At 37.1% G+C, this 24,060-nt stretch carries 20 protein-coding genes and 5 tRNA genes; 8 read left to right on the forward strand and 17 right to left on the reverse strand.

Features of this window, described 5'->3' with window-relative positions:
• Positions 1-79: 79 nt before the first annotated feature.
• The 7 genes from ACG94X_RS10185 to pyrC form a co-directional block, all read right to left on the reverse strand.
• A complete protein-coding gene (locus ACG94X_RS10185; protein ID WP_419383622.1) occupies positions 80-409 on the reverse strand; it encodes a hypothetical protein in 330 nt (109 codons plus the stop codon).
• Positions 410-522: 113 nt separating this feature from the next.
• Positions 523-1,950, reverse strand: coding sequence for an amino acid permease (locus ACG94X_RS10190; protein ID WP_419383623.1), 1,428 nt, complete (start codon positions 1,948-1,950; stop codon positions 523-525).
• A gap of 98 nt (positions 1,951-2,048) precedes the next feature.
• Positions 2,049-2,124 (reverse strand) — tRNA-Glu (locus ACG94X_RS10195).
• 575 nt (positions 2,125-2,699) lie between these two features.
• Positions 2,700-4,133: an amino acid permease gene (locus tag ACG94X_RS10200; RefSeq protein ID WP_419383624.1), complete on the reverse strand. Its 1,434-nt coding sequence runs from the start codon at positions 4,131-4,133 to the stop codon at positions 2,700-2,702.
• A 170-nt stretch (positions 4,134-4,303) separates the two neighbouring features.
• Positions 4,304-4,379 (reverse strand) — tRNA-Glu (locus ACG94X_RS10205).
• 19 nt (positions 4,380-4,398) lie between these two features.
• Positions 4,399-5,061: a ribonuclease T gene (rnt, locus tag ACG94X_RS10210; protein ID WP_419383625.1), complete on the reverse strand. Its 663-nt coding sequence runs from the start codon at positions 5,059-5,061 to the stop codon at positions 4,399-4,401.
• On the reverse strand, positions 5,046-6,080 hold the full coding sequence (gene pyrC / locus ACG94X_RS10215; RefSeq protein ID WP_419383626.1) for a dihydroorotase: 1,035 nt from the start codon (positions 6,078-6,080) through the stop codon (positions 5,046-5,048). Before pyrC ends, rnt begins: the two co-directional genes overlap by 16 nt.
• A gap of 686 nt (positions 6,081-6,766) precedes the next feature.
• On the opposite strand from pyrC, the gene ACG94X_RS10220 reads away from it, so the two are divergent.
• Entirely contained in the window at positions 6,767-7,798 is a 1,032-nt protein-coding gene (locus ACG94X_RS10220) for a L,D-transpeptidase family protein (RefSeq protein WP_419383627.1), read from the forward strand.
• A gap of 93 nt (positions 7,799-7,891) precedes the next feature.
• Here ACG94X_RS10220 and ACG94X_RS10225 read toward each other — a convergent pair whose 3' ends face one another.
• The 6 genes from ACG94X_RS10225 to ACG94X_RS10250 all read right to left on the reverse strand — a co-directional run bounded on the left by ACG94X_RS10225 (position 7,892) and on the right by ACG94X_RS10250 (position 11,132).
• Complete coding sequence (locus ACG94X_RS10225; protein WP_419383628.1) at positions 7,892-8,341, reverse strand: DUF2726 domain-containing protein; 450 nt, start codon at positions 8,339-8,341, stop codon at positions 7,892-7,894.
• Positions 8,342-8,399: 58 nt separating this feature from the next.
• A tRNA-Asn gene (locus tag ACG94X_RS10230) sits at positions 8,400-8,475 on the reverse strand.
• A gap of 566 nt (positions 8,476-9,041) precedes the next feature.
• A tRNA-Asn gene (locus ACG94X_RS10235) sits at positions 9,042-9,117 on the reverse strand.
• A 5-nt stretch (positions 9,118-9,122) separates the two neighbouring features.
• Positions 9,123-9,198 (reverse strand) — tRNA-Asn (locus tag ACG94X_RS10240).
• 332 nt (positions 9,199-9,530) lie between these two features.
• Positions 9,531-10,157: a superoxide dismutase SodB gene (sodB, locus tag ACG94X_RS10245; RefSeq protein WP_419383629.1), complete on the reverse strand. Its 627-nt coding sequence runs from the start codon at positions 10,155-10,157 to the stop codon at positions 9,531-9,533.
• A gap of 216 nt (positions 10,158-10,373) precedes the next feature.
• Positions 10,374-11,132 carry a Nif3-like dinuclear metal center hexameric protein gene (locus ACG94X_RS10250; RefSeq protein WP_419383630.1) on the reverse strand — a complete coding sequence of 253 codons (759 nt, stop codon included), beginning with the start codon at positions 11,130-11,132 and terminating at the stop codon, positions 10,374-10,376.
• Between the two features lie 171 nt (positions 11,133-11,303).
• Between ACG94X_RS10250 and ACG94X_RS10255 the strand changes: the two genes are divergently transcribed.
• Positions 11,304-12,479 carry a S1C family serine protease gene (locus ACG94X_RS10255; RefSeq protein ID WP_419383631.1) on the forward strand — a complete coding sequence of 392 codons (1,176 nt, stop codon included), beginning with the start codon at positions 11,304-11,306 and terminating at the stop codon, positions 12,477-12,479.
• A gap of 448 nt (positions 12,480-12,927) precedes the next feature.
• On the opposite strand, the gene ACG94X_RS10260 is transcribed toward ACG94X_RS10255, so the two are convergent.
• The 3 genes from ACG94X_RS10260 to radA all read right to left on the reverse strand — a co-directional run bounded on the left by ACG94X_RS10260 (position 12,928) and on the right by radA (position 16,300).
• Positions 12,928-13,248, reverse strand: a complete 321-nt coding sequence (locus ACG94X_RS10260; RefSeq protein WP_419383632.1) for an EF-hand domain-containing protein — start codon at positions 13,246-13,248, stop codon at positions 12,928-12,930.
• 155 nt (positions 13,249-13,403) lie between these two features.
• Positions 13,404-14,381 (reverse strand): Tim44 domain-containing protein, encoded by a 978-nt coding sequence (locus ACG94X_RS10265; RefSeq protein ID WP_419383633.1) that lies wholly within the window; start codon positions 14,379-14,381, stop codon positions 13,404-13,406.
• Positions 14,382-14,911: 530 nt separating this feature from the next.
• Positions 14,912-16,300 (reverse strand): DNA repair protein RadA, encoded by a 1,389-nt coding sequence (radA, locus tag ACG94X_RS10270; protein ID WP_419383634.1) that lies wholly within the window; start codon positions 16,298-16,300, stop codon positions 14,912-14,914.
• Between the two features lie 280 nt (positions 16,301-16,580).
• Here radA and ACG94X_RS10275 point away from each other — a divergent pair, with 280 nt between their 5' ends.
• The 5 genes from ACG94X_RS10275 (at position 16,581) to ACG94X_RS10295 (ending at position 21,523) form a co-directional block, all read left to right on the forward strand.
• Positions 16,581-17,978, forward strand: a complete 1,398-nt coding sequence (locus ACG94X_RS10275; protein WP_419383635.1) for an amino acid permease — start codon at positions 16,581-16,583, stop codon at positions 17,976-17,978.
• Positions 17,979-18,126: 148 nt separating this feature from the next.
• The gene (locus tag ACG94X_RS10280; RefSeq protein ID WP_419383636.1) at positions 18,127-18,357 is read left to right on the forward strand and encodes a hypothetical protein; all 231 of its coding nucleotides are present in this window, start codon (positions 18,127-18,129) and stop codon (positions 18,355-18,357) included.
• A gap of 33 nt (positions 18,358-18,390) precedes the next feature.
• Positions 18,391-19,635 (forward strand): diaminopimelate decarboxylase, encoded by a 1,245-nt coding sequence (gene lysA / locus ACG94X_RS10285; RefSeq protein WP_419383637.1) that lies wholly within the window; start codon positions 18,391-18,393, stop codon positions 19,633-19,635.
• A gap of 12 nt (positions 19,636-19,647) precedes the next feature.
• Positions 19,648-20,493: a diaminopimelate epimerase gene (gene dapF, locus ACG94X_RS10290; protein ID WP_419383638.1), complete on the forward strand. Its 846-nt coding sequence runs from the start codon at positions 19,648-19,650 to the stop codon at positions 20,491-20,493.
• A 79-nt stretch (positions 20,494-20,572) separates the two neighbouring features.
• On the forward strand, positions 20,573-21,523 hold the full coding sequence (locus tag ACG94X_RS10295; RefSeq protein ID WP_419383639.1) for a tyrosine recombinase XerC: 951 nt from the start codon (positions 20,573-20,575) through the stop codon (positions 21,521-21,523).
• Positions 21,524-21,552: 29 nt separating this feature from the next.
• On the opposite strand, the gene ACG94X_RS10300 is transcribed toward ACG94X_RS10295, so the two are convergent.
• Positions 21,553-23,229, reverse strand: a complete 1,677-nt coding sequence (locus ACG94X_RS10300) for an amidase (protein WP_419383640.1) — start codon at positions 23,227-23,229, stop codon at positions 21,553-21,555.
• Between the two features lie 413 nt (positions 23,230-23,642).
• On the opposite strand from ACG94X_RS10300, the gene ACG94X_RS10305 reads away from it, so the two are divergent.
• Complete coding sequence (locus ACG94X_RS10305) at positions 23,643-24,014, forward strand: hypothetical protein (protein WP_419383641.1); 372 nt, start codon at positions 23,643-23,645, stop codon at positions 24,012-24,014.
• Positions 24,015-24,060: the final 46 nt, after the last annotated feature.

The following is a 24,060-nucleotide window of genomic DNA, read 5'->3' on the forward strand; positions in this document are numbered from 1 at the left end:
AAGCGTTAGATTGGCTTACACCATTAGAGAAATTTGCTCAGCTTGTTGATTATCATAAGACTTTTCAAACTGTCGCACCTCATGTTTGAATTCGCCCAGGAATGACTTTTGAAAAATTAGACGTTGGCGATGACGTAATTGTTGTGTGTCTATGTAGATGAAAATTGATCAATGATTTTGGTAAAAAAGATTCTAAGTCAAACTGATTACTTAATTGGTGTTTGGTGATTAAATCGCCATAAAAAGGCAGCGAAATATTTAATTGCTCTGTAGAAATTATTAGTTGTAATTCACTAATGCCCAGTTTGAAAATGTCGAGCCAAAATTGTTTTAAAGTATCAGCATTATAATTTTGTTGATTCATGCCATGAATAAAAATAATTTTCATTGGGTTTTTATAAATTGTCATATGTATCATTTAAATTTACGAGTTTAAATGGATTTTGACTATGTACGAATGTATAAAAAGTGTAGTTAATTACTACACTTTTTATTTAAAATAATTGAGGATTTTTTTAACAGTTATGACTGCGATCGGTCTTTATATAAGACAGCATAGCTAATATAGCAAGCAGCAATAAAGATTAAGCAACTGATAAAACCTGCATGCATTTGAGGATCGAATACCATGCTGATCCCTGTAATTAAACAGAAGACAAAACCTAGAATAGGAACAATTGGAAAGAATGGGGCTGCAAAAGCCAAATCGGCTTTAGAATGGCCTTGTTTGTACCATTCACGTCTAAAATTAAATTGGCTTAAACAAATACTCATCCACACCATAACCATGGTAAATGCGGCAACACCGAGTAGGTTTTTGAAGATAGTCTCAGGTGCAAAGTGTTCCGACAGTAAACCGGGAAGCGCACCAAACATGGTGACAATCACGGCAATATAAGGAATCCCTCGTGCATTGACCCTAGAGAATAGCGCGGGGAGCTGTTTCTTGGCAGAGAGTGACCACATCATGCGTGATGCTGCAAATAAACCTGAATTGGCAGCAGACAGTAAGGCGGTGATAATAACAAAGCGAATAATGTCTTGTGCGTATGGAATACCAATGTGATTGAATACGGTCACAAAAGGACTGCTACTTACGCCTTCTGCATCTAGCCCTGCCATTTGGTGTGGCAGTAATGCACTAATGACAACGATTGTACCCACAAAGAAGATCAGCAGACGCCAAATTGCAGTATTGATTGCTTTAGGTACATTTTTCGCAGGATCTTGTGTTTCACCCGCAGCAACACCAATGAGCTCTGTTCCAGAAAAGGCGAAGTTTACAATCAGCATCGTTGCAAAGATTGGAAATAGACCTTGAGGGAACCAGCCATTTGTCGTTAAGTTACTAAATAATGGTGCTGAGTCATACCCTTGATAATTGAGCACCCCAAAGATCGCCAATAAACCAAAGAGAATAAACGCAATAACAGTAATCACTTTGACCAAAGACAGCCAAAATTCAGATTCGGCAAACCATTTGGTAGAGCTCATATTTAAGCCAAAAACAATTGCGGCGAAAATAATTGTCCATAACCACATTGATATGTGAGGAAACCATTCTTGCATCAATAACGCAGCAGCAGTGAATTCAGTTCCAAGGGTTGCAGACCATGTCAGCCAATAGAGCCAAGTAACGGTATAACCTGTTGCAGGACCGATATATTTTTGGGCATAGGTACCAAACGAACCAGACTCTGGCATGTGAACAGCAAGCTCACCTAAACAGAGCATAACCATATAGGCGATGATTCCGCCAAGAATATAGGAAATGATGGCACCAATGGGGCCAGTTTGCGCTATGACTTCACCAGAACCTAAAAAAAGACCTGTACCAATTGCACCACCCAATGAAATCATCACCAAATGTCGTGTACTCATGGCGCGTTTTAAAGGTGCTGAGTTAGAACTAGAATGCATAGCATCATGCTCATTTTGAGATGAAGACATAGTTGAAGTGTTGTAACGAAGGAAGGGAGCTATTGTAGTGAAATTAAGAAATAGATCAATCTAGAATTGATTATTAACATCATTATAATTATAGAATATGGCGACCCTACGGGGATTCGAACCCCGGTTACCGCCGTGAAAGGGCGATGTCCTAGGCCTCTAGACGATAGGGTCGTACTGAGGTGTTGAATATAATAATGATAAAATAGTGCATTGTCAAAATGAATGGCTTGAAGAATGGATTGATTGATGAATATCTAAACGGAAACTCAAAAAAACGAGTTATTTGATGATTTACTATACATTTTTAATAAATTCCCCCTGATCCAAATCATCAATAATTCATTTTTAATTAAAAATAATGGCTTTGAAGTGAGTATAAATATGAGACATTCTAAATGTTTATAAAAGCGACAATTTAAATGCTAAAAATAAATATACAAAATGTTTTTGATCAATATATTTACAAAATTGAGTATTATCTGAGCCAGTCAGGTATTCATTAGCATATTTAAAAATATACGCCTAGCTTGAATTTTCGTCATAATTTTTTTATTTAAAATTAGATATTGAAACAACAATCTAATACTGTGGATTTATTTGCGAATAAAAGACAAATCAGCGATGTGGATTATGATTATGTACAAAATGCATATTTAAAGCATTTGGATGATTATTTTAACAAGATTATGTTCAAGCATAATAAAAAATCCACAATAAAGCGGATTTTTTATTATTTAGCTGGGGACTTAGGTACTTTTATTGTGGTACAACCAGTAATATGTTGCATAACAGGTTGCCATAAAAATTAAGCAACCGATAAATCCAGAAAGCATTTCAGGATCAGCCGCCATACTCAAACCTGTTGCAGTACATGTTATAAAGCCGAGTATTGGTACTATTGGGTACCACGGTGTTTTAAATTTTAAATCTGCGACGGTTTTACCGCTTGCGAGCCATTTACGACGGAAATTAAACTGACTCCAGCAAATGCTCATCCAAACGATCACCATGGTAAATGCAGCGATACCAAGTAAGTTTTTAAAAATAAAATCAGCACCAAATTGCTCGGAGAGCAAGCCTGGTAGACCACCAATCATTGTCACTAAAATTGCGATGACTGGTGTTCCAGATTTGGTTAATTTAGAAAAAATCTTAGGTAACTGTTTTTGTACTGAAAGTGCCCACATCATCCGTGAAGCCGCATAAAGACCTGAATTTGCAGTTGAAAGTAATGCTGTGATAATTACAAAACGCATAATATCTTCTGCATAAGGGATACCAATCAAGTTAAACACAGAAACAAATGGACTATTGCTGACACCTTCTCCGTGTGCTGCGCCTAAGCCTGCATCTTGATAAGGCAATAGCGAACTGATCACAATAGTCGTACCAACAAAGAAAATCATTAAACGCCAAACAGCAGCATGAATCGCTTTGGGAACATTTTTTTCAGGATTCTCGGTTTCACCTGCGGCAATCCCAATCATTTCTGTACCGTTAAAGGCAAAATTGACAATTAACATTGTGGCAAAGATGGGAAATAAACCATTCGGCAACCAGCCATGCGCTGTCAAATTACTAAATAATGGAGCAGACTCATGACCATAGAAAGGAATGAGACCAAAAATTGCAGTTAAACCAAGCACAATAAAAATTAATACTGTGGCAACTTTAATCAAGGAAAGCCAAAACTCAGATTCAGCAAAGAAGCGAGTGGAAGTTAAATTTGAAATTAATACGGTGACAATAAAAACCAATGTCCATAACCAAATGGATGTTGAGGGAAACCATTCCTGCATCAGCATGGCAGCTGCGGTAAATTCAGTACCAAGTGTTGCAGACCAACCAAGCCAATACATCCAAGACACCATATAACCAGTCCCTGGCCCAATATTATTAGCTGCAAAAGCACCAAACGACCCAGTCACAGGTTGGTTTACTGCAAGCTCACCTAAACACAGCATGACCATATAGGCAATTAAGCCACCAATGATGTATGCGATCACGGCTCCTAGAGGACCAGCCTGTGCAATGACTTCGCCAGAACTTAGAAATAGACCAGTACCAATCGCACCGCCTAAGGACAACATGACTAGATGTCGTTTTGTCATTGTTCTTTTTAAGGCAATAGAATTTCCATCAACAGAAAAATGTTGATTAGATTGATCGGGAGATTGCATAAGTGTTGTTACAGAGTTTTAAAGATCTATTTTAGAATAAAACGTGAAAATTCACAAAATAAATTGAATCATAGCAACGATATAAGTGGGTATATAAAAATAATAGATGAGCTTAAAGATTAAATCAGAGAAGGAATTTAATTTTAAAAATATGAGGAAATTTAAATAGATGGCGACCCTACGGGGATTCGAACCCCGGTTACCGCCGTGAAAGGGCGATGTCCTAGGCCTCTAGACGATAGGGTCGTTAGAAGGTGGCGCTATCTTATTGATCCGCCACCAAAGTGTCAAGTAAGTGAGGAGCGAGTTTGTTCAAAATATAGCAAAACAGTTCAGCAGTTTTTTGAGTGTCGTATAAAGCGGAGTGCGCTTCTTTACCATCAAACTCAATTCCTGCATGAATACATGATTTTGCCAATACGGTTTGACCAAACATCACAGCACTTAAAGTCACTGTATCAAAGACCGAAAAGCTATGAAACGGATTCTGATTTTTAGTTCCCGTACGCGCAATTGCTGCTTTTAAAAAACCTAAATCAAAATGTGCATTGTGTCCAACTAGAACGGCATGCGTACAATGCTGTTGTTTACGAACTTCATTTACAGCTTTAAACATACGTTTTAAAGCCGATTTTTCATCTTCAGCCATTGCTAAACGCATCGGATTGAATGGATCTACACCAATAAAATCCAGTGAACGGCGATCTAAATTCGCACCTTCAAAAGGATTGATATGTGCATGATGTGCTTCACCTGGAACAAATTTTCCTTCGGCATCATAAACAATTGGAATACATGCAATTTCAAGTAAGGCATCTGTGTCGGCATTAAAACCTGCAGTTTCGACATCGACAACAACGGGTAAAAATCCACGAAAGCGTTGTCCAATTACTACAGGTTGTGTTTCAGTTGTCACACCTTTCTCCATTGAATGGTTTTTCCTGCATAAAGCGGAATAATATCATCACCATCCAAATAATCTAAACGTTCAGGAACTACCTGTTCTTCTTTAACAAGCGTAATCGTATTGGTATTGCGTGGCAAGCCATAGAAATCTGCACCGAAATGACTTGCAAAGCCTTCTAAGCGCTCTAACTTATTCACTTGGTCAAAAGCTTGCGCATAAAATTCTATTGCTGTCGGTGCGCTATAACAACCTGCACAACCACAGGCATTTTCTTTGGCATTTTTAGAGTGAGGCGCACTGTCTGTTCCTAAGAAAAATTTAGGATTTCCACTGGTCGCGACTTCTAGTAATGTCTGTTGATGCGTTTGGCGTTTTAAGATAGGTAAGCAATAAAAATGCGGTTTAATACCACCCACCAACATATCATTACGATTAAATAATAAATGCTGAGGTGTGATTGTTGCAGCCACATTACGATCTTGCTCGATAACAAAATGTGCAGCTTCGCTGGTGGTAATATGTTCTAAAACCAATTTAAGCTTTGGAAATTGTTTCAATAAAGGCGAAAGCACTTCATCTAAAAAACGTTTTTCACGGTCAAAAATATCCACATGATGGTGCGTAACTTCGCCGTGTAGTAATAACGGAACTTGATGTTCTTCTAATTGTTCAATAACTGCATAAACTTTACGAATATCGCTTACACCGTTATCCGAATTGGTTGTTGCACCCGCAGGGTAGAGTTTGAATGCATTAACATGTTCAGATTGCTTAACTTTAAGCACTTCGTCTGGAGATGTGTGATCGGTAAAATAAAGCACCATGCGTGGGTCAAAATTTACGTCTTCTGGTACATGCGCCATGATGCGTTCACGATAAGCAATGGCTTCATCCACTGTTTTTACAGGTGGAACAAGATTCGGCATACAAATTGCGCGAGAAAATTGATTCGCTAGATCTGGAACAGTGCGTTTTAACGCGAGACCATCACGAAGGTGGACATGCCAGTCATCAGGCTGAAGTAAGGTAATCGTATTCAAGGCAATTCTTACTAAAAATAAAACAGATGATAATCGATTAAGACAAAAAATGATAACAGCTATTTCAAATCAATCAGCAAAATTAAATATACTTACATAGCTTTTTGGCTTAAAAATAGTCAACATATTCATGCAATTGTCATAAATTTATACATCAATATTCTTTGTGAGTTTACTGGAGATATCACGATTTTATGACATTAAAATTTTTAACATTAAGTTTGATTCAAATAATATTGATGATATTTAAATGATTTATTCTGGAATATGAAAATTTATTTATTGGTTTTATATCTAAATAAATCATTGATCTACTCGTATTTTTAATCTCAAAAACAAATCAATGCTAAAAATTTAAAGTTTGAAATATTGCGTATTATTTAAAAAAAACGATAATAACGGCGCGTAAATTGATTTATTCAAAGTTATAAAATTTGAGCAAATTGCTTCATGGTTTTTGAAAGTGTAAATTTTAGAATCTTAGAATAGATTGATTAAATTGGATGATTATTGGTGTATCTTTACATCAATAAATATAGATAGAAAATAGCTAAAAGTAGTTATTTTTTATGAAAAATCATTTATTTAAAGAAAATGATTTCGGAGTTATTCTATCTATTCATCATATAATACCTAATATTGAATAATGATCAAAAGTAAACTTAAATTTAATGTGAGCGTTTCTTATGGCTAAGTTTCTGCCAAGTGTGATCTGTGTAATGTGCCTATTGGGATTTTCTATTCAAGCTCAAACATATGCAAAACAAAAAGTTGAAGCAACAAAAAGTGATGTAGCAATCCAAACGGATGCTCAACAAAACTGGTCTATAGACAGTATTAATAAATCGACGTGGTCTGGCAATTTAGGGCGAGGGCAATTTCCAGTTTATGCTCGTGCACAAGTGATGCTGAATAATTTACATGCATCACCGGGTGCGATTGATGGTAAAAGTGGCAAAAACTTCTTAAAAGCTTTGGCTGCCTATCAACAAATCCAAGCTTTGCCTGTTACAGGTGAGCTAGATAAACAAACCTGGGATAGTTTGCTGAAAAATCAAAAGACTGCGGCTTTTGGAGCATATCAAATTACAACAGAGGATATTAAAGGTCCTTATGTAAAATCTATTCCACGTAACTATGCATTGCAATCAAAGATGCGTGGCTTGTATTACACCCGTGTCACAGAAATGTTAGGTGAAAAGTTTCATATTGATGAAGATTTTTTAAAACAAATTAATCCTAAGGTGAATTTTAAAAAAGTTGGTGAAACTATTCTTGTTCCTATCGTACGGAATGATTTACCCCAAGACATTGCTTTAATTATTGCGCATAAACCTGCACGACAACTTTATTTATATAACCATATGAATCAAATGGTTGCTTCATTTCCTGCAACAATTGGTGGTTCAGGCACACCTTCACCCAAAGGAACACATAAGGTGATTAAGGTTGCGCCAAATCCTGTGTACGGCTATAACCCGAAAAATTTTGTACAAGGCAGTAATCGTAAAAAACTGGCTTTACCTCCAGGTCCAAATGGTCCAGTTGGAAATATATGGATTGCATTAAGTAAACCAACTTTCGGTATTCATGGCACGCCAAATCCGTCTTTAATTTCAAAAACTGCTTCACATGGTTGTGTGCGTTTAACCAATTGGGATGCGAATGATTTAGGGAGCAAAGTGCAGAATGGTACGGTGGTTAAATTTTTAGATTAATGATTTTTCATTATCAAAGACTGATGTAATTTTTATCAGCATTTTAAATGTCTAGAGCCTTAGATATTTAAAATGCTTTGTTATTTTAAATGATTAATTTTGAATATCTTTTCTTAGTTCGCGACCACTAGGAATATCGGTATATCTTAAGACTCGATAACCAGCTTGATCAAGCATCGCATCACGTTGTGCATCTTGTTGTTCTTTGCCTAAATGCGAAGGATCGTCTAATTCAATAATCGCAATAACTTTCATATTTTTATCAAGTATTACGAAATCTGTCACTTTGCGATTAAATTTAGCACGGTATTTAAATTGCTTACTGGTAATAAGTGCGCTGAATGCGACTTGCGCTAAGACGTGATGTTGCGGAAATACCTCTATCAATTGAACAAACATTTTCTGTTCAAATGTCGTGATAACAGGTTTAGCATAATAATTTTTATGTCGAAATAAATGTTGCCCAAAACAAGCAATGCATAAAGCAACACTCGCTATGCAGCCAATAACTAAAAACAAAATCTGATGTAAGTCGAAGGGCATAATTAATATATTTTAGATAAGAAAAAACCCACTCAAATATGAGTGGGTTTTTAGAATTTGGCTCTCCAACCTGGGCTCGAACCAGGGACCTGCGGATTAACAGTCCGTCGCTCTACCGACTGAGCTATTGGAGAATCTGAAACGCATTCTAGGGATGAAAATGATATGGGTCAAGGAAAAATTGTTAAATTCGCGTTAAAAAAGTATTATTTGCTAAATATTTGATCATTCATAAACAATAAAAGTATATTCTTGAAAATTATCATTGTTCCTTTATTCATGATGAGTTTTTAAAATTTATGTCAGAAGCTTAATTATTTGCAAGATGTGATATGAATTAACTCTAAGGAAATCAATTAACAACTGTAAAGTCATAAAAAGAAGCCTTGCAAGAAGGTGTTGTTTGCACAATTGATCGATCAGAAGGAATGGGAGAGATATAAAATTTTGATGAATTCTCAATTTTACAATTTTAAAGCCCTTGTGATTTAAATTTCCGAGATTTATGTGTAGATCATCATATTGGTTATATAGTTGCGATTAAGTTGATTTTCTTAGGTGGTACAGCGAATATTTATAGGTATGATTTAAAGATTAAGATGAATTATAAGAATATGCATTGATTTGTATTGTGCTGAAAACCCAATGATTAAACTCAATAAAAAAAGCCCACTTCATAATGAGTGGGCTTTTTAGAATCTGGCTCTTCCACCTGGGCTCGAACCAGGGACCTGCGGATTAACAGTCCGTCGCTCTACCAACTGAGCTATGGAAGAATAGATGGCTCTCCAACCTGGGCTCGAACCAGGGACCTGCGGATTAACAGTCCGTCGCTCTACCGACTGAGCTATTGGAGAATCTGATCCGCATTCTATGGATGAATGTGTAAGTGGTCAAGTTAAATTATAAGAAAAAAGTTCAAATGTTTTTTTATTGTCCGAATTTAAAATATTTGCTTATATATTGATTATATTTAAAGTTTACAATCTATTTTTGATTCATATCGTGCATAAAATTAAATCATTTCTGAATTGTCTATTTAATAATAAATGCTCTTTATTGCGCTAGATTGAGATAAAAATGGCCATTCGTTTAGAAAATTCTAAAATTTGATTATTGATAATTAAAAAAATCGCTCTATAAAAGAGCGATCTTTTTAATAAGAACGTAAGTTCAATATTTTAGGGGCTTATTTTTCTACGCCAGCAGCTTGACCAGCATATTTAGCATTTGCATAATCCCAGTTTGCAAGGCTTTCAAGGAAAGTCTTGATATAAACAGGACGTGCATTACGGAAGTCGATGTAGTAAGCATGTTCCCAAACGTCAATTGTAAGTACTGCTACTTTGCCATGAGCAAGTGGAGTATCTGCATTTGCAGTTTTAAGGATAGAAAGTTCGCCATTTACTTTGTCAGCAACTAACCAAGCCCAACCTGAACCGAATTGAGTTGTTGCAGCAGCAGCAAATTCTTCAGCAAATTTTTCGTAAGAACCAAAAGCTTCATCAATTTTAGCAGCTAAAGCGCCAGTCGCTTTACCGCCACCATTTTTAGCCAAGCAGTTCCAGTAGAATGTGTGGTTCCAAACTTGTGCAGCATTGTTGAAAACACCAGCTTTAGATGCATCGCCAGCAACAGCAACGATAATTTCTTCTAAAGATTTACCTTCAAGGTCTGTGCCTTTGATTAGGTTATTTAAGTTAACAACATAAGTGTTGTGGTGTTTGTCATGATGAAACTCTAAAGTTTCTTTGCTGATGTGTGGAGCTAGGTCATCATAACCGTATGGAAGCGCAGGTAAAGTAATGGTTGTCATGTTTTAAATTCCTTGCATTTTGCTGGGTTTTAACATTAAGTGGCTTTATTGTAATAGATTCTTCAAACAATTGTGCAGGATGTTAAATAACAATACACAATTTATTTCGATTTAATACGTATAAAGAAAATGTTAAAAATCAGTGATTATTTACGGTGAAAAAACTTTTCATTTACAGCTTTTTATGCGCACGAAATGAGTGGTTTAACATCAAGATTAAATCGGATTGTTTAATTCGAAATAACTATACTCAATATTGAACTGTTCTGAAATAGCTTTTGCAAGTCGTTGTACGCCATAACGTTCTGTCGCATGATGCCCACATGCGTAATAATGCACATTTAGTTCTTTAGCTTCGTAAAAGGTACGTTCGCTCACTTCGCCTGAAATATAGGCATCACAATCCATTTGTGCAGCTTGCGCAATAAAATCTTGCGCACCGCCCGTACAAAATCCTATTTTTTGAATACTCGATTTTTCTGCTGTTAAGTGAATTGTATTAAAACCTAATCTTTCTGATAGATAGTCTTTAAAGTGCTCTGGAGACATCGCTTGCTTCAGATAAGCAATATTGCCAATAGGATGGCGTTCATTCGGATCAAGCGCTTCGATATTTTCTAAGTCTAAAATATCTGCAATTGCAGCGTTATTGCCCAATATTGGATGTGCGTCTAAAGGTAAATGATAGCCAGCCAATGAAATATCATTTTGGATTAATGATTTAATGCGTTTTCCACGCATTCCTGTAATCGGGTAGGGTTCACCTTTCCAGAAATAACCATGATGAACCAAAAGCAGATCTGCATTTTGTTCAATCGTCGCTTCAATTGCATCTTGTGATGCTGTAACTGCACAGAGAATTTTTTTAACTTCAGATTTACCCTCAATCTGTAAACCGTTGGGTGCATAGTCTTTAAATTCGTGAGATTTTAAAGTTTGATCACACCACTGAATAATTTCTTTTAATAAAGCCATGACGTACCTAAAAATGCGTTAAACATGTTTCAAACATAAAAACATATTTTGAATTGTAACTAAAGCTGAACAAAATTCTTTGTGTTTTTTATGTATCTTTTTCTATTTGCTTTACAATATACAAAATGCTTTTGCATCAACGAATTAAAAAATTTCTAAGAGGAAATACAAGTGCGCCGTTCATTTGCATGGCTACCGTGGATATTACTTATCCTTGTCATTATCAGTTTTGTGATGTGGCAGAAACTACAACAACCTAAAGCACCCATTGCACCTGATGGTGTAAAAATGCCTGCTGAAAAAGTAGAACCTTTGGTCAATACTTCTAGAACAGGTGGTGTGGTGTCATATAGTGCTGCTGTGAAAGTAGCAGCACCTGCGGTTGTGAATATTTTCACGACACAAAAAGTCAAACAAAACCATCCCTTACTTAATGATCCCGCTTTTAGAGAGTTTTTTGGAAATCAGATTCCAGAACAGAATCAAAGTAAAAACGAAAATAGTCTAGGTTCAGGGGTAATTGTTCGTCCAGATGGTTATATTTTGACGAATAATCATGTAATTGCGCAAGCAGACCAAATCGTCGTTGCTTTACAAGATGGTCGCCGTGCTGAAGCAAAAGTGATTGGTACAGATCCAGATACAGATTTGGCAGTGATTAAAATTGAGCTAGCGGATCTTCCTGTATTACCGTTTAAATTGAGTGGTAATGAAGTTGGCGATGTTGTACTGGCAATTGGTAATCCATTTGGTGTAGGACAGACAGTCACGCAAGGGATTATTTCTGCGACAGGTCGTTCAGATTTAGGTATCAATACTTACGAAGACTTTATCCAAACGGATGCGGCAATTAATCCAGGAAACTCTGGCGGTGCTTTAATTGATGTTGCGGGTAATTTAATTGGTGTAAATACTGCAATTTTCTCTCAATCAGGCGGTTCTTTGGGTATTGGATTTGCGATTCCTGCAAAAATTTGTCAGCAAGTTTTAAATTCAATTTTAAAAGATGGTCGCGTGATTCGTGGTTGGATGGGCATTAGCCTGGTACCACCAACTCAGGATGATGTTTTACAGCCTCGTCAAGCAGGTGTTATTGTTGCTGATGTATTGAAAAATGGCCCTGCGGCAGAAGCTGGTATCAAAGTCGGTGATCGTATTGTCAAAGTGAATAATGAAAATATTAGTTCAACTTCACACTTGATCAATTACGTGGCTTTACAAGCTCCAAATTCAATCATTCAGGTTGAGGTGGTTCGTGGTGGGAAAACAGTAACCCTTGCGGTGAAAGTTGGTGAAAGAAAACTTCAAAGCAGTGATTCTCAATATATTCCATTGCCTAAGCGTTAAATAAAATATTGAATTTGCAGCCCTGATGATTCAGGGCTTTTTTTGTTTTTATAACTTTATTGATGTTGATAGCTATGTTTTTCATGCTGTGGAATAGAACATTCCCAAAGAGCACAAGGATTTTGAATAAATTTCTAGATCTTCATAAGTTCGTTTTTTTTGTTAATGGATGATTGTGATTGTCGTTATGGTTTTGACTTAGCATTATAAATAACTGTTGATGTCCGTCATTAGCATGAAATTCAGTTTGATTGGGGTGTGGATAGCGGAAAAGTCTTTAATCAATTTAAATTCTTTAAACTGTATCAATTGATTATGATTTTTATCGTAATGTTGAAAAAAAGCATCCCAGTCAATATTGGCTGGTTTACATGCGAGTAGCGTACTGCAAGGCAAGAGCAAAGTGATAATGACAAGGTATTTAATATGGTTTTTAGATCGTAATATATTATTTATGCCAGTCTGCACAAGGGTTTGGGAGTAAGGAATGTATTTCACCTAACTCTTCATTGGTGAGCTTTCCATCTTTATTCTGATCTAGAAATTTGAATAACTTAATGTTTTTATCTTTGCCTTGAAATCGTTTGTCATTTATCCAAGGAAGCGGGTCAAAATCTCTGACTGTTAAAAATTCTTTTAATTCAAAAGTCTCATTTTTATTTAAATCATAAGTATGGTGGAATTTTTCCCAATTTAAAGAAGCAGGTTCGCATGCAAAGCTATAAGAACTTACACATAACATAAAATAGAATATAGATCGTATTATCATCACAGGTCTTCTTTATTTTATATGTATAGGATATTTAAAATTGAAAATCTTTCAAGTCGAAAATGATTCTATAGCGCAACTTTAATCATTTAGATTGTGCATTTTACCGAATAAAAAACCAGCATCAAAGTGCTGGTTTTTATCATAACAATAAATTAGCTTTCTTGCTGAATGCCTGCAACTAACCAGTCTTGGCTAGAGCCTGCAGGTTTAACAAAGTGCCATATTTCAGAGAATGGTACAGCTTGGCTATTTAAGTCTTCACTCACTGAACCCGTAAAGCGAACACTTGCAACATATTGACCATTTTCAGTTGCGCTATTCACCACCATCGCATTTAAGTTTGAAAACTCAGCAACGTCTTGATCTTGATTCCCCATGATATCGTTATACATAGACTGATAAAGATCAGGGGTTAAATAACGTTGAATTTCTGCAATATTACTCGCAGTATTCATCGACTGGATGTGGTTAAAGCGTTGACGTGCAATACGTAAAAATGCAGCAGGCTCTGTTCCATCTGGAAGTTGGCTACCGCTTTGCATAGATGCGCCAAATGGTCCTTGTGGCGCTACGCTACCACCAACAGATTGACCAAAAATATTGCTATTGTCATTGCTGTTACGAGTAGTCGTATTTGCCTGACCAAATGGTGCAGATGATGGACCTGAACTATTCGGTGAGAATGGATTATTGGTTGCTAATTTTTTTTTGGCACTGAATTTACGGAACAAGAAGAATGCACCACCTGCAATCAGGATCAACCAAATCCAACTTGGAATGCCACCTTTTTCTTCTTGTTGCGCTGCTTGTTGTTTAGCAACTTCAGCATCATTGGTTTGAGCATTGCTATTGTTATCATCAGCCATCGCATTGGCTGCAATTGCACCGACTGCTGCACCTGCAACACCTGCAGCAACCATTTTACCAACACCTGAGCCAGACTTTTGTTGACCAGATTGAGCAGGAGCAGGCGTGGTTTGACGAGGTTGAGAATAAGATTGACTTGAACTCGAAGAACGGCTCATACCATGACTTTTACCGCCACCTGCACGTTTTGCTTCGGCTAAAGGAGCTACAGTCAAAGTCGCCATTAAAATACCTGCGATCAAGCCGCGCTGTCGAACTTCCATTGAAATTACCTATTTAAAAAATTGATATATATGAGAGAAACAATCATAACGATATTGTTAAGTTGTTTTCATCTTTCTATATATGCAGCCTTTTCAATAGAATTTCAATGTTTTTGGAGTTTAATTGGTCATATATTCACATAAAAATAACGAATATTATTTTTGCTAGAAAATATAGAAAGTGTTTACAGAATATATATGAAATGGTTGGAAACGATATTTTTATGTGGTTTTATCAAATAGGTAAAATCATTTACTTACATGTGAGTTTTCTACTCAGTACGAAGTGGAAATTCTCAATGTAGATGATTTTGCTCAATGAAATTTAATAAATCAAATATGCAATGGAAATAATGAGCCAATCTAGATGTCAATTATAAATATATAAGGTGAATTTACTTTAATTGTATGGCGTGTGATTTTGGAATGATGATGTCTCAAATCTGACTGGAACAGCTCTTTTACGAATAAAAGAGCTGTTATGAAATCCTAATGAAAGACATTAGATTCAAACGTAGTTTCTTAAAAACTTAATCAACTTCATCGGTGAGTTGCATTGCTTCTGCTAAGGCTTCATGTAAGCGTGCAACAGCAATGATTTGAACGCCTGCAATGGGTTTTTGTGGTGCATTGCCGCGAGGTACAATAATGTATTTAAATCCATGTTTAATTGCTTCTTTTAAGCGTTCTTGTCCATTGGGAACTGGGCGGATTTCACCAGATAAACCAACTTCACCAAATACAGCCAATTGTTGCGGTAAGGCTTTGGAGCGTAAACTTGAAGCGCATGCTAAAAGTACAGCCAGATCCGAACCTGTTTCAGTAATTTTTAAACCGCCGACAACATTGATATAAACATCTTGTCCAGATGTTTGCACACCACCATGCCTATGCATCACCGCGAGCAACATATTTAAACGGTTTTGTTCTAAGCCAAGTGCAACACGTCGTGGTTGCCCATGCGCATCATCGACAAGTGCTTGAACTTCGACCAATAATGGGCGTGTACCTTCACGGCTAATCATCACCACTGAACCAGGAATGGCCTCATCATAACGACTTAAAAAAATGGCTGAGGGGTTGGCAACTTCTTTTAACCCCTTATCCGTCATGCCAAATACGCCAAGTTCATTCACAGCACCAAAACGGTTTTTAACCGCACGGATCATTCTGTAGCGTGAGTCAGATTGCCCTTCAAAATACAAGACGCAATCGACCATATGTTCAAGAACACGAGGGCCTGCAAGTGAACCTTCTTTGGTCACATGACCGACAAGGAATAATGCAGTGCCACTATTCTTAGCAAAGCGGGTCAGTAATGCAGCTGATTCACGGATTTGTGAAACGCCGCCTGGTGCGGATTGTAAGGTTTCCGTATAAAGCGTTTGAATTGAATCGAGGATAGCCACGGCAGGGCGAATTTGAGCAAGAACATCACAAATACGTTCTACACATGTTTCTGCCATGACTTGTAGTTTGTCTGTTGGTAAATCAAGCCGATTTGCACGTAATGCAACTTGCGGAAGTGATTCTTCACCTGTGACATATAATGCTGAGCTATTGGCAGCAGCCATGTAAGTTGCTGTTTGCAGTAAAATAGTCGATTTACCAATACCAGGATCACCACCAATCAACACTACTGAGCCTGTGACTAAACCGCCACCAAGCACTCGATCAAATTCACTAATACCCGTACCTAAACGTGTTTCATTTGAAACTGGAATTTTATTGAGTGTCGTGATATTGGCAGCTTGACCTGCATAACCGCCTCCCATGGGTTTAGCACGATGTGACACCATAGGTTCTATGCGTACTTCAGACAAACTGTTCCATTCACCACAATCAGAACACTGTCCCGACCATTTTGGATGATCTGTGCCACATTGTTCACAACGGTAAAGTGTTTTTGCTTTTGCCATGTTTTAGTGCATCAATATTATGTCAGGTGGTGAGAATGTAGCAATTGATGCATTGAAAAACAATTTTTTGTCGAAGATCTCGCTAAATTCATTTTTGGCACGTAAACTGCAAAGTGATGGAACGTTAAAATAAAAAAGATAAAGGATAGTTTTTTGGCTGTTTTATAGGCTAAAGGATGGATATACTTAAGTTTATTTAAGTATTTCTTGAAAAAGGCTTTATTATTTTTTTTGTTTTAAGCTACTTTTGTACAACGAAATCTGAGAGAAGAATATAACAATGTCGAATGAAAAACTCAGTTCTTCTGCGGAGACAGGTGAACTAGCGAGAAGTTTGTCCAATCGTCACCTTCAATTGATTGCTATTGGTGGTGCTATTGGTACAGGATTATTTATGGGTTCGGGGAAGACAATTAGTCTTGCAGGACCATCCATATTATTTATTTATATGATCATTGGTTTAATGGTGTTTTTTGTCATGCGTGCGCTTGGTGAATTATTACTGTCAAACTTGCAATATAAATCATTTATCGATTTTTCAACCGATTTAATTGGTCCTTGGGCAGGGTATTTTGTCGGATGGACTTATTGGTTATGTTGGATCACCATTGGTATCGCAGATTTATCCGCGATTATTTACTATTTGCAGTTCTTTAATAATGGTATGCCCTTTAGTCCAACTGAAGGGGTAATGATTAGTGTTGCCGCAATTTTCTTTATTTTGGGGCTTAATTTAGTTACTGTAAGATTGTTCGGTGAACTAGAGTTTTGGTTCGCACTGATAAAAATTATCGCCATTGTCGTGTTGATATTAGTCGGTTTGTGGATGATCTTTACAGGCTTCACTTCTACAACAGGTCAAGTCGCATCATTTACGCATCTGTGGAGTCATGGCGGCATGTTCCCTACGGGTGCAGGTGGTTTCTTAGCAGGCTTCCAGATTGCAATTTTCGCCTTTGTCGGTGTGGAACTTGTAGGTACTACTGCTGCTGAGACTAAAGATCCAGAAAAGAATTTACCAAAAGCAGTGAACTCGATTCCTATTCGTATCATTTTCTTCTATGTATTGGCATTGGTTATTGTCATGTCCGTTACGCCATGGAATACGATTGATCCGAAAGTGAGTCCTTTCGTTAATTTGTTCAGCCAAGCAGGTATTGCAGCAGCAGCGATCATCATGAACTTGGTGGTACTTTCTTCTGTTATGTCGTCTATGAACAGTGGTGTATTCTCAACCAGTCGTATGTTATTTGGTCTTTCTCGTGAAGAACAGGGACCTAAATCGTTTGGGCTTTTGAATAAACGTGCAGTTCCAGCGAATGCACTTTATTTCTCTGGTGTGTGTTTATTGGGTGGTGCTGCATTACAGTACTTCGTTCCCAATACAGTTGAAGCATTTACTTTAGCAACAACACTATCAACCATTCTGTTTATTTTGGTTTGGATTATTATTTTGTGGAGTTATTTGGTGTATTACAAAACACGCCCAGAACTTCATGCAAAATCTGTATTTAAACTGCCAGGTGGACCAATTACTTGCTACATTGTGATAGCTTTCTTCATCGGTACGATTGGTATTCTGGCTTTAGAACCAGATACATTAAAATCGTTGATGGTGAGTCCAATTTGGTTAGTGATCCTTGCAATCGGTTATTTCTGTTTCTATAAGAAAAAATAGTCATTTCCAATTTCAAAGATTCTGATAAGGAAACGCCAGTTATTTACTGGCGTTTTTTTTATTCTCGTTCTAAGCTTTGTCAGTTCTGCTTTGGTCTATATTTTAGAATCAAGGTATACTGACGAAAATTTTGGAAATAGGTGAACAGATGCGTTTTGTTATTTGTGGCATCAGTTTAGTTTTGATGAGCAGTGTTCTGCTCGGTTGTGGTCAATCTGGCAATTTACAGTTAGTGAATAACCAAGATTATGATAAGCGTGCGAAGTATTTGTTGCATTCAAATAATGACAACAAAATCGTACAAGCTGATCAGAAAGTGCAGAAGCAAGAAGTTGCACCAGATCAGTCTACGCCAGTGTCACAAGTCACTTCAAACTAAAGCTAATTACACTTTCATAGAAAGGATACATTCATGAGTTTTTCCCGTATTAATGGGGTATTGCATGCAGAGCAATGTTCTCTAGACCAACTCGCAATGCAATATGGCACACCACTTTATGTCTATTCAAAAGCGACATTTGAAAAGCATTATTTAGATATGGATAAAGCCTTTGGTTTTATCGATCATCAAATTTGTTTTGCAGTGAAGTCAAACTCAAATATTGCGGTTTTGAATGTATTAGCAAAATTAGGTTCAGGTTTTGACATCGTGACAGGTGGTGAGCTTGCACGGGTACTTGCGGCAGGTGGGGAGCCATCGAAAATTGTATTTTCAGGTTTGGGTAAGCAAGAAGCTGACATTCAAAAAGCATTAGCAGTGGGTATTTCTTGTTTTAATGTAGAGTCATATGCCGAATTAGACCGTATTCAAAAAGTGGCTGCTGAACTTGGTAAAAAAGCGCCTATTTCTTTACGGGTAAATCCAGATGTAGATGCCAAAACTCATCCGTATATTTCGACAGGTTTAAAAGAAAATAAATTTGGTATCCCTTCAGATTCGGTTTTTGAAACTTATCAATATGCTGCATCTTTGCCAAATTTAGACGTCGTTGGAATTGACTGTCACATTGGCTCACAATTGACTGAAACTCAGCCATTTGTCGATGCACTTGATCGTGTGATTGGCATGATTAACAGATTAAAAGAGCTGGGTATTCACTTAAAGCACATCGATATTGGTGGTGGTTTAGGGGTGACGTATAAAGATGAAACACCGCCAAGCGTTGTAGAATATGCCAATGCAATGCGTCCAGCTTTAGAAAAATTAGGCCTTAAAGTGTATATGGAGCCGGGTCGTAGTATTTCTGCAAATGCAGGTGTGTTAGTGACAAAAGTAGATTTATTAAAACCAACTAATCATCGTAACTTTGCAATTGTTGATGCTGCAATGAATGACTTGATTCGTCCGTCACTTTACCAAGCTTGGATGGATATTCAGCCTGTTGCTACACGTACAGATGTGGAAACGAAAGAGTGGGACATTGTGGGTGCAATTTGTGAAACAGGTGATTTCTTAGGCAAGGAGCGTGAATTAGCTATTCAAGAAAATGACAATCTTGCAGTATTGGGTGCAGGGGCGTATGGTTTTGTGATGAGTTCTAATTACAACAGCCGTGGTCGTGCTGCGGAAGTGATGGTTGATGGGGATCAATCACATTTAATTCGTGAGCGTGAAACGATTGAATCGCTGTGGAAAAATGAACGTTTATTGCCATAAGGAGCCATTTAAATGTTATTAGAATTTACCAAAATGCATGGTTTGGGCAATGACTTCATGGTAGTTGATTTAATCAGCCAACGTGCTTTTTTCGATGCCATGACTATTCGCCGATTGGCAGATCGCCATTTCGGAATTGGTTTCGACCAACTCCTCATTGTTGAACCACCTGATTTCCCAAACGTAGATTTTAAGTACCGTATTTTCAATGCGGACGGTTCAGAAGTAGAACAATGTGGAAACGGAGTGCGTTGTTTTGCGCGCTTTGTGCATGAACGTCAATTGACCAATAAAACCAAATTTAAAGTTCAAACCTGTTCGGGAATTGTAGAGCCTGAATTGGGTGAGAATGGTTGGGTTCGTGTCAATATGGGTTATCCAAAATTTTTACCGAACGAGATTCCGTTCATCGCAGAAGAACCAGATACGTTGTACAACATTGCATTGGCAAATGAAGAGCAATTGACAATTGATGTTGTGAATATGGGCAATCCGCATGCGGTGACCATTGTTTCTGACGTTTTGACAGCCGACGTTGCGACAATCGGGCCACAAGTTGAATCACATGAACGTTTTCCACAGCGTGTAAATGCAGGTTTTATGCAAATTGTTGATGAAAAACATGCACGTTTACGCGTTTTTGAACGTGGTGTAGGCGAAACAATGGCATGTGGTACAGGTGCTTGTGCTGCGGCGGTTTCTGGAATGCGCCGTGGTTTACTTGCCAATAATGTTAAAATTGAGTTGGCAGGTGGTACATTACAAATTGAATGGAAAGAAGGCGATGTAGTTTGGATGACAGGTCCAACTGCAACGGTGTACGAAGGTCGATTAGACTTACGTTACTTCCAAAGTTAATTGTAAAAATAAAAAGGTTCTGAATTTCAGAACCTTTTTATAATATTGCGCGATGAACATTCAGAAAGAGGTGAGTGAAATGACATTCGACACTGCGCAATTTGGTGCAATGCAATTGCTCGCTATGTTTATTAAGGATCGGAAAATACAGAACCAATCTGAACATACTTTAGATGCTTATTTTCGTGATATATCAAATTTTATTGATTTTTGTTATGCCAAAAAGCTTGAATTAAAACAAGTTGAAACTTCAGATTTAAGAGAATATGTCGCATTTCGTGTAGAAAAAGATCAATTGAGTTCAACCAGTTTACAACGTCATTTAACGTCAATTCGTCAATTTATGAAATGGGCAGAACAAGGCAATTATTTAGCAATTAATGCTGCTGATGATTTTCAACTGAAACGGCAATCAAGACCATTGCCAGGTCTGATTGATATTGAAACCATTAACCAAATTATAGATCAAGCTGCGCCTGAAAAACCGAAAGATAAACAATTGTGGTTACGAGATAAAGCGATTATCGAGCTGCTTTATTCAAGTGGTTTACGACTGGCAGAAATACAAGGCTTAACAATTCGAGATATTGATTTTACTCGACTTTTATTGCGTATTACGGGTAAGGGGAATAAAACACGTATTGTACCTTTTGGCTCTAAGGCAAAAGACAGTTTGGTTGAGTGGCTAAAAATTAATCGCATTTGGAATGGTGAGTTTCGTCCAGAATCTCATGTTTTTATTACTCAACAGGGTAATGTCATTACCCCAAGACAAATTGAAAATCGTGTGAAGTTTCAAGCTTTACGCGCAGGTGTAAATGTGGATTTACATCCTCATTTATTGCGACATTGCTTTGCCAGTCATATGTTATCGAATAGTCGAGATTTACGTGCTGTTCAGGAAATGTTGGGTCATAGTAATTTAACAACGACTCAAATTTATACCCATGTCGATTTTGATCATTTAGCACAAGTGTACGATCAAGCACATCCGAGAGCATCCTCATCAAAAATTAAAAAAAGCTTCTAAAAGAAGCTTTTCATAGAATTTATGGATACTTATAGTGCAGGCGTATGGGTTGGAATTTGACGTGCAGGATTAATTTTTTCAAAAGCGACTGCAATATTAAGTAAAGTTTGTTCGTCAAATTCACGGGCAATAAATTCTATATTGACGTTCATCGGATATTGGCTACGGCTTGACGTCACGGTGCTTGAAGGCATAGAAAGCGCAGGAAAACCACTAAAAGGACTCAAACGATTGTTTGTTCCTGTTGTTGGGCTTGAGCCAAGATTTGCTGCTAGTCCTGTAATGGAAGGGTAAGCTAAAACATCATATTTTACGCCTTTCAACACACCATCAAGTTGAGCATTCTCTAAGGCAGCACCAATACGTGAACGAACAAAAGGGCTACGTTCAGTTGAGTTCAGTTCATAACCCGCAATAAATGATGCGGTTGTGGTGTCTCTGTTATAGCCCGAAAAGCTTGAAATCATTAAATTACTGTCTAAAAGTGCCTCGTATGATTGGTAAATACTGCCTGTAGTTTTTAAATACTCGGTCAGAGACGTCTTGAATTCATAACTTGAAAGGCTTGAGTAACGAGTCAAAATAGTCGATAAATCATCAATATTCACTTCCTCAACGGTGGCACCTGCAGCACGTAATTTTGCGACTGATTCGTCAATAGAAGCATTCACAAGTTTCCCATCTTCTGATAATTCACCGGTAGTATTGGGCTGAGCATACAATGCTTTTACTAAACCAATACGTTTTCCAATAAGACTTGCTGAACTATTTGGCACATAACTTGTAGGTTGTTGCGTTAATGAGCGATAAGCAGTTTCAGAGTTGATTAAAGCTGAAGTTCGCTCATAGCTACTTCTTTGATTAGATGAGTTTGAAGCATCGAAACCAACTAAACTATCCATTAAAATTGCACAGTCAATCGCTTTTCGACACATAGGACCTGCAGTATCTTGGGTTGGAGCTAGTGGAATAATACCATCTTGACTGACCAAACGTAGAGAAGGTCTTAATCCGACTAAGCCTTGAACGGCAGACGGTACGCGAATAGACCCACCTGTATCTGTCCCAATACCAATCAGTGCTAAGCTCGCAGAAATTGCTGCACCTGTACCTGCTGATGAACCACCTGGACCTTTCGTCAAATCATAAACATTTTTGACTTGTCCAGCATTCGGGTGGCTCGATTTTCCGCCAAAACCAAATGCAAATTCATCAAGATTGGCTTTACCTAATATGATGCCGCCTTGTTCTCGAATACGTTTGATAATAAATGCGTCATTTGCAGGGATATTATTGGCTAAAGCAACCGATCCGCCTGTATTTGGCATATCAAAGGTATCAATATTATCTTTAGGCAGTACTGTGATGCAATGTAGTGCACCTTTTAGTTTTCCAGATTGTTTAAAATAATCATCTAAGGCTTGTGCGTCTTTAAGTGCATTCGGATTGACTGTAATAATACTGTTTAACGTCGGTCCTTGTTTATCATATGCCGTAATGCGATCTAAATAGCTTTGTACCACCTGTACACAACTTGAGCCGTGACTCAAAATGGATTGATGTACATCTGAAATGGTTGCTTCAACAGGATTAAATTTAATTGGATCAACTTGCGGTTCGGTTGACGTTTGATTGTCTGAATCATTACAAGCAACAAGAAATACAGAAAGAGAAAGAGAAAGTAGTGTTTTGTTGAATATTTGCATTGAGAACGTCCAGTGAATGGAATATTGATCTCAGCAACTAAGCAAATTATATACCACCTTTCACATGAATGGTTTATGCATAATGTTAGATGTAATCTGAATATAATAATGACAAATAAATGTTTTTTTGTAAAAGTGAGTATTGTTTATCGGGATTTTATGGTGCAAGAATAATAGAATGTTTTTTTTAAATTTGATGTTGTTAAAATTATAAAGTCGTTAATATTTTCAATAAAAATGATGATTAATTTATAGTTTTTTTTTTGAAAAGAAAAAATGCACTCATTTGAGCATAAATAATAAAAAGGATAATTGTTTTTCTGATAGCAGTGTTGTATATCTTCTAGACGATATGATTAAGTCTAATTTCCATAAATATTTTTAAAAATTGATTGAAATTTTTAGGTAAAGTAATGATCCTTGAACTTGAACAAAAATATAAGCAACTCACAGAAGCTCAAAAAGAAATCTTTAAGGGCTATGGCTTACGTCAAATTAAACATTTTGTAGAATTCAGCCTGCCAAAGATTGAGGCTACATTGCCACAAGAAGGCAAGGTTCTCGGCATTAATGCAGAAGGTAAAGTTCAAGCGATAAATACTGCGACCAATCAAACCTATTTGTGGATTTCTGATCAACAATGGCAAGCAGCAAATACTGTTTCAAGCCATGTAGATATTAAAGAAGATTTTCAAGAGGTTTGGAAAATTTTCAATTTACAGAATCAAGATTTAATTGCATTGAGTCATGTGCATCGTGATTTCTTAGAAAGTAATCCAAACTGAAAATAAACAGTATTTGGGTATGTAAGTAAGCAGTTTTAAAGATCTC

This window comes from Acinetobacter psychrotolerans (assembly GCF_048552595.1).
In the GTDB taxonomy this organism is placed as follows: Bacteria; Pseudomonadota; Gammaproteobacteria; order Pseudomonadales; family Moraxellaceae; genus Acinetobacter.

Excerpts from the sequence above, each read along its gene's own strand:
- ACG94X_RS10185 (WP_419383622.1), bottom strand. The coding sequence starts at position 409 with ATGACAATTTATAAAAACCCAATGAAAATTATTTTTATTCATGGCATG.
- ACG94X_RS10190 (WP_419383623.1), bottom strand. The coding sequence starts at position 1,950 with ATGTCTTCATCTCAAAATGAGCATGATGCTATGCATTCTAGTTCTAAC.
- ACG94X_RS10200 (WP_419383624.1), bottom strand. The coding sequence starts at position 4,133 with ATGCAATCTCCCGATCAATCTAATCAACATTTTTCTGTTGATGGAAAT.
- rnt (WP_419383625.1), bottom strand. The coding sequence starts at position 5,061 with ATGGAGAAAGGTGTGACAACTGAAACACAACCTGTAGTAATTGGACAA.
- ACG94X_RS10220 (WP_419383627.1), top strand. The coding sequence starts at position 6,767 with ATGGCTAAGTTTCTGCCAAGTGTGATCTGTGTAATGTGCCTATTGGGA.
- ACG94X_RS10225 (WP_419383628.1), bottom strand. The coding sequence starts at position 8,341 with ATGCCCTTCGACTTACATCAGATTTTGTTTTTAGTTATTGGCTGCATA.
- sodB (WP_419383629.1), bottom strand. The coding sequence starts at position 10,157 with ATGACAACCATTACTTTACCTGCGCTTCCATACGGTTATGATGACCTA.
- ACG94X_RS10250 (WP_419383630.1), bottom strand. The coding sequence starts at position 11,132 with ATGGCTTTATTAAAAGAAATTATTCAGTGGTGTGATCAAACTTTAAAA.
- ACG94X_RS10260 (WP_419383632.1), bottom strand. The coding sequence starts at position 13,248 with ATGATAATACGATCTATATTCTATTTTATGTTATGTGTAAGTTCTTAT.
- ACG94X_RS10265 (WP_419383633.1), bottom strand. The coding sequence starts at position 14,381 with ATGGAAGTTCGACAGCGCGGCTTGATCGCAGGTATTTTAATGGCGACT.
- radA (WP_419383634.1), bottom strand. The coding sequence starts at position 16,300 with ATGGCAAAAGCAAAAACACTTTACCGTTGTGAACAATGTGGCACAGAT.
- ACG94X_RS10275 (WP_419383635.1), top strand. The coding sequence starts at position 16,581 with ATGTCGAATGAAAAACTCAGTTCTTCTGCGGAGACAGGTGAACTAGCG.
- ACG94X_RS10280 (WP_419383636.1), top strand. The coding sequence starts at position 18,127 with ATGCGTTTTGTTATTTGTGGCATCAGTTTAGTTTTGATGAGCAGTGTT.
- lysA (WP_419383637.1), top strand. The coding sequence starts at position 18,391 with ATGAGTTTTTCCCGTATTAATGGGGTATTGCATGCAGAGCAATGTTCT.
- dapF (WP_419383638.1), top strand. The coding sequence starts at position 19,648 with ATGTTATTAGAATTTACCAAAATGCATGGTTTGGGCAATGACTTCATG.
- ACG94X_RS10295 (WP_419383639.1), top strand. The coding sequence starts at position 20,573 with ATGACATTCGACACTGCGCAATTTGGTGCAATGCAATTGCTCGCTATG.
- ACG94X_RS10300 (WP_419383640.1), bottom strand. The coding sequence starts at position 23,229 with ATGCAAATATTCAACAAAACACTACTTTCTCTTTCTCTTTCTGTATTT.
- ACG94X_RS10305 (WP_419383641.1), top strand. The coding sequence starts at position 23,643 with ATGATCCTTGAACTTGAACAAAAATATAAGCAACTCACAGAAGCTCAA.